At 37.1% G+C, this 11,922-nt stretch carries 10 protein-coding genes and 1 other annotated feature; of the genes, 4 read left to right on the forward strand and 6 right to left on the reverse strand.

Annotated elements, in window-relative coordinates; genetic code table 11:
* Positions 1–9: 9 nt before the first annotated feature.
* Positions 10–1,452, reverse strand: coding sequence for an alanine/glycine:cation symporter family protein (locus CQ058_RS14725; RefSeq protein ID WP_033713841.1), 1,443 nt, complete (start codon positions 1,450–1,452; stop codon positions 10–12).
* Between the two features lie 332 nt (positions 1,453–1,784).
* The gene (locus CQ058_RS14730; protein ID WP_002167417.1) at positions 1,785–3,215 is read right to left on the reverse strand and encodes an alanine/glycine:cation symporter family protein; all 1,431 of its coding nucleotides are present in this window, start codon (positions 3,213–3,215) and stop codon (positions 1,785–1,787) included.
* 300 nt (positions 3,216–3,515) lie between these two features.
* Here CQ058_RS14730 and CQ058_RS14735 point away from each other — a divergent pair, with 300 nt between their 5' ends.
* Positions 3,516–4,154, forward strand: a complete 639-nt coding sequence (locus CQ058_RS14735; RefSeq protein WP_105589787.1) for an NAD(P)-dependent oxidoreductase — start codon at positions 3,516–3,518, stop codon at positions 4,152–4,154.
* Between the two features lie 42 nt (positions 4,155–4,196).
* Here the strand turns inward: CQ058_RS14735 and CQ058_RS14740 are convergent, their stop codons facing one another.
* From CQ058_RS14740 to CQ058_RS14750, 3 genes are all read right to left on the reverse strand, one after another.
* Entirely contained in the window at positions 4,197–5,135 is a 939-nt protein-coding gene (locus CQ058_RS14740; RefSeq protein ID WP_002184692.1) for a thioester domain-containing protein, read from the reverse strand.
* Between the two features lie 123 nt (positions 5,136–5,258).
* Complete coding sequence (locus CQ058_RS14745; protein WP_002068247.1) at positions 5,259–6,098, reverse strand: aldo/keto reductase; 840 nt, start codon at positions 6,096–6,098, stop codon at positions 5,259–5,261.
* 16 nt (positions 6,099–6,114) lie between these two features.
* Positions 6,115–7,278, reverse strand: a complete 1,164-nt coding sequence (locus CQ058_RS14750; protein ID WP_161939635.1) for an MFS transporter — start codon at positions 7,276–7,278, stop codon at positions 6,115–6,117.
* A 394-nt stretch (positions 7,279–7,672) separates the two neighbouring features.
* Between CQ058_RS14750 and CQ058_RS14760 the strand changes: the two genes are divergently transcribed.
* The 3 genes from CQ058_RS14760 (at position 7,673) to CQ058_RS14770 (ending at position 10,114) form a co-directional block, all read left to right on the forward strand.
* Positions 7,673–8,020, forward strand: a complete 348-nt coding sequence (locus tag CQ058_RS14760) for a winged helix-turn-helix transcriptional regulator (protein WP_000760478.1) — start codon at positions 7,673–7,675, stop codon at positions 8,018–8,020.
* 430 nt (positions 8,021–8,450) lie between these two features.
* On the forward strand, positions 8,451–8,891 hold the full coding sequence (locus CQ058_RS14765) for a DUF1641 domain-containing protein (RefSeq protein ID WP_002016003.1): 441 nt from the start codon (positions 8,451–8,453) through the stop codon (positions 8,889–8,891).
* 44 nt (positions 8,892–8,935) lie between these two features.
* Positions 8,936–10,114, forward strand: coding sequence for an NAD(P)/FAD-dependent oxidoreductase (locus CQ058_RS14770; protein ID WP_002016002.1), 1,179 nt, complete (start codon positions 8,936–8,938; stop codon positions 10,112–10,114).
* Positions 10,115–10,378: 264 nt separating this feature from the next.
* Here the strand turns inward: CQ058_RS14770 and tyrS are convergent, their stop codons facing one another.
* A complete protein-coding gene (tyrS, locus tag CQ058_RS14775) occupies positions 10,379–11,641 on the reverse strand; it encodes a tyrosine--tRNA ligase (RefSeq protein WP_002129849.1) in 1,263 nt (420 codons plus the stop codon).
* Positions 11,642–11,698: 57 nt separating this feature from the next.
* Positions 11,699–11,915 (reverse strand) — a binding site (T-box leader).
* Positions 11,916–11,922: the final 7 nt, after the last annotated feature.

The raw sequence follows: 11,922 nt of genomic DNA on the forward strand, positions 1-11,922 counted from the left end.
TCCTTTTTATTATACAGCTTTTTCTTTATCTGCTACTGCTGGCTTATCCCAGCACTCTGTATTGTTTAAACCTGGAATAGACTCCGCATAAAAGACTGGATCTTTTCCTTGTTTCTTTTGTTTTACGTAATCTGATAATGCCGCGAAAGCATACTTAGAAAGGAATACAATCGCCACTAAGTTAATAATAGCCATGATACCCATGAATAAATCTGCTAAGTCCCAAACAATTTGAATTGTTGCTACAGAACCTAACATAACCATACCAAGTACCGCGATTCGATAAACATTTAGTAAAACTTTACTTCCATTTAAAAACTCAATATTTGTTTCACCATAGTAGTAGTTACCTACTAATGAACTAAATGCAAACAAGAAGATTGCAACTGCTACAAATATAGAAGCCCACGGTCCGATATGTTGACTTAATGCTTGTTGCGTTAATTGAATTCCGTTTAAATCAGCCGCTCCAGGCACATCTGATAATAAAATGATAAATGCTGTACAACTACAAATTAATAATGTATCTGTAAATACCCCTAAAGTTTGAATGAAACCTTGTTTAACTGGGTGCGTTACGTTTGCAGTCGCAGCTGCGTTTGGCGCACTACCCATACCTGCTTCATTTGAGAATAATCCACGTTTTACCCCTAGTAAAATCGCAGCTCCTAATCCCCCGCCCACTACTTCTTTAATTCCGAAAGCATGTAAGAAAATTTCTTTAAATACATATGGAATTGCCGTAATGTTTGTTACAACAACGAATAATGCCACTGCTACATATATAATTGCCATTACTGGAACAATCATTTCAACCGCACGTGCAATACGTTTTACTCCGCCGAAGATAATGATTGCAAGTAAACCAGCCATAAACAGACCTACAAACTTACCATCTGTGTTAAATGCTCCATCAAAAGCCGCGGCTACTGTGTTTGACTGCACGGCGTTGAAAATTAATCCGAAACTAACTGTTATTAGAACAGAGAAGACAACTCCTAGCCAGCGCTTCTTTAAACCCTTTTCCATATAATACGCTGGACCACCGCGGAATGCGTTCCCATCTTTCACTTTATAAATTTGCGCTAATGTGCTCTCTACAAATGCAGAAGCTCCTCCAATTACCGCGATTAACCACATCCAAAATACAGCTCCTGGTCCTCCTGCTGAAATCGCAATTGCCACACCAGCTAAGTTACCAGTTCCTACACGAGATGCTGTACTCATACAAAATGCTTGGAATGACGATACACCACTTTTTTCTTTTTGCGCTTTTCTTGTTTTTGAACTCGCTCCATCCCCAAGTAAGCGAATCATTTCTCCAAAGTAACGTATTTGAACAAACTTTACTCGGAAAGAAAAATAAAGTCCAAGTCCAATTAGCATTGCAATAATAATATATGACCATAGAACATTATTTATATCCCCAATAACCTGAGTTAAAAAATCCATCATTGCGTTCCCCCTCTTCATGACAATAAGAAAATTATATTCTAAAAACTTTTAGTAATCAAGAACTTTATGTTAGGTTTCATTACATGGATACGTGAAGATTCCTAACATACATGTTTTTTTACGTGAAAATATAACTAGTACGTGCATTTATCCAATACTCAATCACTCATCCTATTCGACCAGTCATACTTTTAAGACAGTACGTTCCCTACAAATAACGAGAGGAATGAACAAACAAAAATTATATTAATAATTACCTCTCACCCTTTTTATCATTTACTACAACAAAAAAGGCGAGCATCGAATTTATCTCGATGCTCGCCTTTTTATTATACTGCTTTTTCTTTATCTGTTACCGCCGGCTTATCCCAACACTCTGTGTTCGTTAAACCAGGAATAGAATCTGCACTGAATACCGGATCTTTTCCTTGTTTCTTTTGTTTCACATAGTCCGCCAACGCAGCATACGCAAATCGGCCAAGAAGTGTAATCGCAATTAAGTTTGTGATTACCATTAGACCCATAAATAAGTCTGCCATATTCCATACAACTTGAAGCGTCGCAACAGAGCCGAATAGTACCATTCCTACAACCGCAATACGATAAATCGTTAACCAAGTTTTACTTCGTTTAATAAATTCAATATTCGTTTCACCATAATAATAGTTTCCTAGTAATGAGCTGAAAGCAAATAAGAAAATGATAATCGCTAAGAAGCTACTTGCCCACGAACCGATTTGTGAACTTAGCGCGACTTGTGTTAATTCAATACCTTCTAAATTTGTTGCCTTATACGCACCAGAACATAGTACGATAAACGCTGTTGATGTACATACTAAGAATGTATCCACTAATACTCCAATTGTTTGAATAAATCCTTGTTTAGCTGGATGCGTTACATCAGCTGTTGCAGCCGCGTTTGGCGCACTACCCATACCTGCTTCATTCGCAAATAATCCGCGCTGAATACCAAACTTCATTGCAGCACCAATACCGCCACCTACAGCTGAATCTAAACCGAATGCACCTTTAAAGATTTCTGTAAACATATCCGGTATTAAATAATAATTTTTAATAACAACGAACACAGCTACTGCAATATAAATAATTGCCATCGGTGGAACAATCATTTCTGACATACGCGCAATACTTTTCACACCACCAAAAATAATAACCGCAACCAATACCGCAAGCACAATCCCTACAACATAACGCTCAATACCAAATGCATTTTTAAATGCTAATGTCACTGTATTTGCTTGTACTGAGTTGAAAATTAAACCGTAACTAATTGTAATAAGGATAGAGAACCAAATTCCCATCCAACGTTTATTTAAACCTTTTTCCATATAATAAGCAGGACCACCACGGAAGCCACTGCCATCTTTTATTTTATAAATTTGCGCAAGCGTACTTTCTACGAAACTTGAAGACGCCCCAATAATCGCAATAACCCACATCCAAAATACAGCTCCAGGTCCTCCCATAGAAATAGCTAGCGCTACACCAGCTAAGTTCCCGATACCAATACGAGCTGCTGAACTCATACAAAATGCTTGGAATGACGATACACTTCCCTTTTTACGTGTCTTTCCAGTTAATCCATCACTCATTAATCGAACCATTTCCCCTAAATGAGTAATTTGTACGAATTTCAATTTAATAGAAAAATAAAGACCTAAACCAATTAACATTGCAATAAGAATATATGACCAAAGAATTGTATTCGTTGATGAAACAAATTGCTCTAAAATATCCATACAATTAACCCCTCCTTTTCTCCATAAAACGAATTATATTTAAAAAACATTTAAAAATCAACATTTTTCGACAATTTGCATTTTCCAAATATTAGCCAGACACGAAGTAACAATATCTTTATGACTCTCCTCCCTCTAACTGTGCATACTAAAACAAAAAGTAAATCTACAAACTACCCCATTGACAAAAACACCAATCTGTAACTATAATGATTACATCAGGTTGTAACAAACCTTATTACAACAAATTCATTTACTTTCAGATATACACTTTAACAAAACACTTTGGAGGGATTTATTATGAAAATCGGAATCATCGGAGCAACTGGTAAAGCAGGAAGTCGTATTTTAAAAGAAGCATTAGATCGCGGACATGAAGTAACTGCAATCGTAAGAAGCGCTGCAAAAATTACAGAAGAAAATGTAAAGATTTTAGAGAAAGATGTATTCACTCTTACATCTAACGACCTACAAGCATTCGATGTAGTTGTAAATGCATTCGGTGCTCCATCCGGACAAGAACACCTTCACGTAGATGCAGGAAACGTACTTATCGAAGCTATGAAAGGTGCACCTAATACAAAATTACTTGTTGTTGGCGGCGCTGGTAGCTTATTTGTAGACGAAGAGAAAACAACACGTGTATTTGATACGCCAGGATTCCCAAATGAATATCTTGCAACAGCTCAAAACCAAGGTAAAAACTTAGAAATCCTAAATCAAACAAATGATATTACTTGGACATTCATTAGCCCTTCTGCACTATTCGCATTAGGAAAACGCACTGGCTCTTATACAGCTGGCAAAGACAACCTTCTTGTTAATGCGAAAGGTGATAGCTACGTAAGTTACGAAGACTTTGCGGTAGCAGCACTTGATGAAATCGAAAATCCAAAACATGTAAACGAACGCTTCACAGTTGTTTCTGAAGCTGAGTAATAGAAAAAGCTCGTAAACATAATGTTTACGAGCTTTTTTTCATCATCTGTTATATTGATTCGGTTTATGTGGTTCATTTGGTGTATAGGGTTTATTTGGTTTATTATCATGACCATTTGCTTTTTTCCAACTTACCGCTAACTCTGGACTTGTTTTCTCTTCACTACGCTCTAATAATACAACCGCATTTTGAATAGTCGGTGTACCTTTATGTGCAATTCCTTGTAGTTTCGTTAAATTCCCTGATACTTTAAAGCTAAATCCACCCGATGGTGTTTGTTTCGGAATTAAAATGCGGAACTTTTCTCCTACATTAAATTCTGTTTTTCCCTCGCCTTTTTCATTTACGAACTTCGCGCCTTCTGGTGCACCTGTCGCTTGCACTTTATACGTTCCACTTTTTGCATTTGTTTGCACTGTGTATAAACCTGTTTCAAAAAACTCATTTTTTAATACTGCCTCTTGTTCTTCTGATGGTACTACACTCATCGTAATTTCTTGTAGTTCCTCACTAGCGCTTGCTTTTGCAACTATATCTTTCGTTACTTTTTCTACATTTTTATTACGGAAATCTAAATCGTTAATATCAATTTGTTTTAACGCATTCCACACCGCAAGCTGCGTTGCGTAATGTGCCTCTCTCCAATCGGAAACACCTAATTCTTGTGGGCTCTTCTGCGGATACCCGTTTAATAGTACACGGTATACGTTAATATCTACTTTACCCATTTCAGGTAAATCTTGGCCGCTCGGAGATTTCAAATCCACATTTAAGCAAAAAGCAATTTTGCCATCTGCTGTTTTAATAAGCTCTGTTCGAATTGGTTTTTTCTTTGACTTACTATAACTCCAATCCATTTGATACTTCGTGTGATCCATAACCTCTGCGGATGCCTTTTGAAGTGGGAATAATAAGTTCGCAAATACAAATAAAACACTCAAAAAAGCGGCCATTAGCTTGAACGATCGTTTTATATTCATGTCTACAACCCCTTATAAAATAACAAATTTACTACTATGTATTATTTAGTTAGAAAAGTTTTTTATGCATAGACAAAACAAAAAAGAGTGCAAACTTTTTTGCACCCTTTGAACTTACCTCTATTAGAAATCAAAGTTATCAGGATCTGGACCAACGCGGTGGTTCTGATTTAAAGCATCAATCTTTTCCATATCTTCTTTTGTTAATTCGAAGTCGAATATATTAGCATTCGCAATAATACGCTGTTCTTTCGTTGATTTCGGAATCGTTACAACTTCATTTTGAAGATCCCAACGTAAAATGATTTGCGCTGTTGTTTTACCGTACTTATCAGCAACTTCTTGTAAAGTTTCATTATCTAATAATTGCCCTTGCATAAGTGGTGACCATGCTTCCATTTGGATTCCTTGTTCTTTACAGAAAGCTTGTAGTTCTTTCTGCGTTAAACGCGGGTGATACTCTACTTGGTTAATCATCGGCTTAATTTCCGCACCTTCCAGTACGTCTTTCAGATGATGGATTTGGAAGTTACTTACGCCAATTGCACGCACGCGTTCTTCTTTATAAAGTGTTTCTAACGCTCTCCACGAATCTTTATATTTCCCTTCAACAGGCCAATGGACAAGATATAAATCTAAATAATCTAGTTCTAATTTTTTTAAGCTCTCTTCGTATGCAGCAAGTGTCGTTTCATATCCTTGATCTGCGTTCCACACTTTTGAAGTAATGAATAAATCTTCTCGAGAAATTCCTGCTTCTTTTATACCAGCGCGAATGCCTTCTCCAACTGCTTTTTCATTTCCATAAATCGCAGCTGTATCAATGCTACGGTATCCTTCTTTAATGGCTACTTTCACAGCCTCTACAAGTTCCGGTCCATCTTCTACTTTAAATACACCTAAACCGAACCAAGGCATTTCCACACCGTTATGCAATGTTGTTTTACTTTGTAAATTTTTCATTATATTTTTCTCTCCTTTATTTTGCTTGATCTCTTTTTTCTAAGTTCATACTCCAAGCTGTTAAAATAACAGCGCCTACTACCATAATGCCGCCTACCCAAGCTGTATGAATTAATCCTAACGAGTTCGTTACAATACCGCCCAAATAAGCCCCAAGAGCAATTCCTGCGTTAAATGCTGCAATATTCATTGCTGATGCGATATCAACGGCACTCGGCACGAAACGCTCAGCCAATATAACGACATACACTTGTAGTCCTGGAACATTCATAAACGCGAATAGCCCCATAAAAATAATTGTGATAAGCCCCGCCACTTGAAACGGCGCTGTAAATGTTAGTACGAATAATACAATTGCTTGAATAAAGAACATGTAAAATAGTGCACGAATTGGATTATGATTCGATAATTTTCCGCCGACCATATTCCCAATCGCAATTGCAATCCCGTACACTAACAAAATGATTGTAACGGTACTCGATTTAAATCCTGTTACTTCTTGTAATAGCGGAGATAAATACGTAAATGTTACGAATGTTCCTCCATATCCTAATGCAGTAATGACGAAAACAAGTAAGAGTCTTCCGTTCGTGATAAGTTTGAATTGATCACGAAATGATACTCGTGTACCCTTTTTTAAGTTAGACGGAATTAACATGCTGTTTGCGACTAAGGCAACAATTCCAATGACCACAATCACCATAAAAGATGCTCTCCAGCCAAATTGTTGACCAATAAACGTTCCAATTGGTACACCTGTAATCGTCGCAACAGTTAAACCAGTAAACATAAATGCAATTGCACTTGCACGTTTATTCTCTGGTACAAGCGCAGCCGCAATTGTGGATCCTATCGACATAAAAACGCCGTGTGCAAACGCAGATACAACCCTCGCCATAAGCAACACAGTAAAACTTGTTGCCACTGCCGCAATTCCATTACCAATAATGAAAATAATCATAATCCACATTAATAACGTCTTTCGCGACATACTAGCTGTTAATGACGTTAATACTGGGGCACCAAACGCTACCCCTAATGCATATAAAGAAACGGTTAAACCCGCTGTTGTAACAGAAACATGTAAATCCTCTGAAATAGATGGTAATAAACCGACACTAATAAATTCGGTTGTACCAATTCCAAATGCACTAATTGCTAGCGCTAATAAAGCAAACATACTTCTTCGATTCGTCTGAACAGCCGAAGAAGATACTGTATATGAATTCAATTGAACTCCTCCTTAATACGAGAAATCCAATCATAATAGTGTGATAAAAAGGCCTTTTTATCTTCTACAAAAATAATGTTACTGCTGATATATGCTATTATGAATGGCTTCACTCTTTTTTTGAAGAACGCACTTTAAAGTACGATAGGTACCAAAAAGTAACATAGGCACTTTTTAGTACCGTACTACTCATTTCCCTCTTACGTATGCTATTATGGAACATATTCAACATGATAAAAAGTACGTACTTTAAAGTGCTATAGGTACTTTTTAGTAACATTTAAATTATTTGGCTTCTTTTGTTGGAGAACTGAAATCTACATTCATCAAAGGAGATTTTTATATGAAGAAATATAATATTCCCGTTGAAGCGACTTTAGAGGTTATCGGCGGAAAATGGAAAGTCGTTATTCTTTGCCACTTAACGAAAGGTACAAAGAGAACGAGTGAATTAAAACGTCTCATGCCTGGTATTACACAAAAGATGTTAACACAGCAATTACGCGAATTAGAAGAAGACGGAGTTATTCAAAGAAAGGTATACAATCAAGTACCACCGAAAGTAGAATATTCTCTTACAGACTACGGTTGGTCTTTAGAATCCATTCTTGATTCTCTTTGTACTTGGGGCGAATGCCACCTTGAAAAAAGCGGTAACACATCAATGCTAATTACAGAAGGTGAACAATAAAAAAAGGAAAAAATGAACATAAATTTGTCCATTTCCTCCTTTTTTTCTTTATATATATGTACATTTTTAAGATAGATAAAATAATTTATGCGCTTTCATGCCTTGTCAGTACTAGGTTACAGAATCAATATCAAATAATTAGGAATCATTTTTATGTTAACATACGTGTATATAGTATATAATATAGGATATATATTATATACACTTTCCGATAAGGGAACTTTCCATTATGCGGACAAGCCATGTATCGGACAGTTCATAAATAATAGGTAGGACATTATGGTTTTGGATTTATGATTTCAGCTTACTTGCTGTCATAAATTTAAAGGCATTTTATTGTGCTTTGTGAAACTTTGTATAAAGTTTCGCAAGTGTTTACTATCTTATCTATCAAAAATAAGAGTATTGCTATCGTAAAGGAGAATTGGAGATGCCAGAAACTATGACTCAAACAAAGCCAGAACAAGAAACTGTACAAATTTCTGCTAGCCAAGGACAACTTGATGTACTTGATCAGTTGTTAAAACCTGAGGTACAAGAATCATTAACAACACTAGTAGAACAGCTTCCAAAATTAACTGAGCTTGTTAACATTTTAACTAAGTCTTATGACTTCGCTCAAACTGTTGCTACTGATGAAGTATTAAAAAGCGACACTGTTAGTGCAATCACAGAGCTTGTAGAACCTGTAAAAGATACAGTGAAAAGCATGGCTGCAACTGCTATCGAAGCGAAAGATCGTGCTGATGAAAGCAACGAAGTTATCGGCCTGTTCGGTCTATTAAAATTACTAAAAGACCCACAAGCACAAAAAATGTTCCGCTTTGTGAACGCATACCTTCAAATTAGTGCAGAACGTAACAATAAATAATTTAACTTATAACAACAATTAGTAAAGACGGGGGATATCATACTATGTCAAAACAAATTGTCATCTTAGGCGCTGGTTATGGCGGTCTTCTTGCCGCTTTAAACGTACGTAAATATTACAGCAAATCAGAAGCACAAGTTACAGTGATTAACCAATACCCAACGCACCAAATCATCACTGAACTACACCGCCTTGCAGCTGGTAACGTTGCTGAGCAAGCAATTGCAATGCCACTTACAAAGCTTTTCAAAGGTAAAGACATCGATCTTAAAATTGCAACAGTTGAGTCATTCTCAGTTGATAGCAAAGAAATCAAACTAGCTGGTGGCACTACGCTATCTTACGATGCACTTGTAGTTGCTTTAGGAAGTAAAACTGCTTACTTCGGTATTCCAGGACTAGAAGAAAACAGCATGGTATTAAAATCTGCTGCTGATGCAAACAAAATCTACAAACACGTTGAAGACCGTATTCGTGAATACGCTAAAACGAAAAACGAAGCTGATGCTACAATCGTAATCGGTGGTGGCGGATTAACTGGCGTTGAGCTAGTTGGTGAGCTTGCTGACATTATGCCTAAACTTGCAAAAAGCCACGGCGTAAATCCAAAAGAAGTTAAACTTCTTCTTGTTGAAGCAGGTCCAAAAATCCTTCCAGTATTACCAGACCACTTAATCGAACGTGCAACTGCTAGCTTAGAAGCACGCGGTGTTACATTCTTAACAGGTCTTCCTGTAACAAACGTTGCTGGTAATGAAATCGACTTAAAAGACGGTCAAAAAATCGTTGCTAACACATTCGTTTGGACAGGCGGCGTACAAGGTAATCCATTAATTGGTGAATCAGGTCTTGAAGTAAACCGCGGTCGTGCAACTGTTGATGCACATCTACAATCTACTTCTCACAAAGACGTATTCGTTGCTGGAGACAGCGCTGTTGTCTTCTCTCCAGACGGTCGTCCATACCCACCAACTGCACAAATCGCTTGGCAAATGGGTGAGTTAATTGGATACAACTTATACGCAGCACTAGAAGGCAAAGCATTCGAAGAGTTCGCACCTATCAACTCTGGAACACTTGCTAGTCTAGGACGTAAAGATGCTGTTGCTACAATCGGAGCAAGCAATACTCCGCTTAAAGGTTTACCAGCATCATTAATGAAAGAAGCAAGTAACGTTCGTTACTTATCACACATTAAAGGTCTATTCAGCTTAGCATACTAATCTGAATATAAGCCCGAATCATGCCCTGCATGGTTCGGGCTATTTTTATCCCGCTATTTGCAGGCTGATAATCAGTGGGGATGTACAAAACCCCCCACTGATTAAAGTTTCACTTTATCCGTAATTTTCTCTAACTTATTTATTCGACAAAAGAATAATATAACCTCTTTAATTATCAAAATATACTGACTTTTTTATGTCGAAATTGTGTATATGAAAAGAGCGGAAGTAGATATCTTCCCTACTTCCGCTCTTTCACAAGAACTATTCTCCTAATTCCACTAAGCTGTAGTTCTTCTTCCCTTTACGAATAATGATGAATCGTCCATCAAATGAATTTTCTACAGTAACATCTGTACCCACATCCGTTACTTTTTCACCATTCATAGATATAGCCCCATTATTAATATCTTCACGCGCTTGACGTCTAGAAGGTTCAATTCCTAAATCAACTAGCCACTCTACGATATTTTTCGTCTCTTTTGAAGATTGGAATGTCGGCATCTCTTTAAAGCCTTGTTCAATTTCATCAGCTGTTAACGACTTAATATCTCCGCTAAATAACGCTGCTGTAATTTTCACTGCCTGTAAAAATGCTTCTTCTCCATGAACGAATTTCGTCATTTCTTCCGCTAATACTTTTTGTGCTTCACGTTTATGAGGCTCTGTTTCTACCTTCGCTGCTAATTCATCAATTCGCTCTTTCGTTAAGAACGTAAAGTATTTCAAGTATTTAATTACATCACGGTCATCTGTATTCACCCAGAACTGGTAAAATTCAAACGGTGTTGTCTTTTCCGGATCAAGCCAAATAGCACCACCTGCTGATTTACCAAACTTCGTACCATCTGATTTTAATAATAATGGAATCGTTAATCCGAATACTTTCGCTTCATGACCTTCTAACTTACGAATTAAATCTAAACCACTCGTAATATTTCCCCATTGATCACTACCACCAATTTGCAATTGAACATCTTCTTTTGTGTATAAATGATGAAAATCCATCGCTTGCAAGATTTGGTACGTGAATTCTGTGAAAGAAATCCCTGTATCTAAACGACTTGCGACAATATCTTTCGCTAACATGCTATTTATGCTAAAGTTTTTTCCGTAATCACGTAAAAACTCGATAATGTTTATTTTATGTGTCCAGTCATAGTTATTTACCATCTTCACTTCGCTATTCCCGCCAAAGTCAAATAGCTTTTTCATTTGCGCTGTTAACGCATCTACATTATGCTGCACCACTTCTAAAGTTTGCAGTTGACGCTCTGATTGACGTCCACTTGGATCACCAATTGTTCCTGTTGCCCCGCCAATTAAAATAACCGGATGATGACCAGCTAATTGGAATCTCTTCATCATCATAAACGGAATCAAATGTCCGATATGCATACTATCACCAGTCGGATCAACTCCGCAGTATAGTGAAATCTTTTTCTCTTCTACTAACTTACGTAAACCTTCTTCATCTGTCTGCTGATTCACAGCACCGCGCCATTCTAATTCATCAATAATATTCATCTTTTGTCATCCCCTTTATTTTTTTGAAAACAAAAAAGCCCCTATGTCTACAATAGACATAGGGACGATTATTCACCGTGTTACCACCCAGTTTGCATAAATAGCATAGCTATTCATACCACTCTTAGCAATAATATCGATTGCTAGTCCGCTTAGCGTTACCTAAGATACTCCAGAGTGTAATTCACAAGTTTGTTTGTGCTAGGTTCCAGCAATCCCTAGCTCTCTTTAATAACAGTGACAAACTGCTACTGGGCTCTTTCAACGTATATTTTATTTGT

The organism is Bacillus sp. MYb56 (genome assembly GCF_002976445.1).
Lineage (GTDB): Bacteria > Bacillota > Bacilli > Bacillales > Bacillaceae_G > Bacillus_A > Bacillus_A mycoides.

Bases quoted from the DNA above. Each gene is read 5' to 3' on its own strand.
- CQ058_RS14725 (WP_033713841.1), bottom strand. From the start codon at position 1,452: ATGGATTTTTTAACTCAGGTTATTGGGGATATAAATAATGTTCTATGG.
- CQ058_RS14730 (WP_002167417.1), bottom strand. From the start codon at position 3,215: ATGGATATTTTAGAGCAATTTGTTTCATCAACGAATACAATTCTTTGG.
- CQ058_RS14735 (WP_105589787.1), top strand. From the start codon at position 3,516: ATGAAAATCGGAATCATCGGAGCAACTGGTAAAGCAGGAAGTCGTATT.
- CQ058_RS14740 (WP_002184692.1), bottom strand. From the start codon at position 5,135: ATGAATATAAAACGATCGTTCAAGCTAATGGCCGCTTTTTTGAGTGTT.
- CQ058_RS14745 (WP_002068247.1), bottom strand. From the start codon at position 6,098: ATGAAAAATTTACAAAGTAAAACAACATTGCATAACGGTGTGGAAATG.
- CQ058_RS14750 (WP_161939635.1), bottom strand. From the start codon at position 7,278: ATGTTTGCTTTATTAGCGCTAGCAATTAGTGCATTTGGAATTGGTACA.
- CQ058_RS14760 (WP_000760478.1), top strand. From the start codon at position 7,673: ATGAAGAAATATAATATTCCCGTTGAAGCGACTTTAGAGGTTATCGGC.
- CQ058_RS14765 (WP_002016003.1), top strand. From the start codon at position 8,451: ATGCCAGAAACTATGACTCAAACAAAGCCAGAACAAGAAACTGTACAA.
- CQ058_RS14770 (WP_002016002.1), top strand. From the start codon at position 8,936: ATGTCAAAACAAATTGTCATCTTAGGCGCTGGTTATGGCGGTCTTCTT.
- tyrS (WP_002129849.1), bottom strand. From the start codon at position 11,641: ATGAATATTATTGATGAATTAGAATGGCGCGGTGCTGTGAATCAGCAG.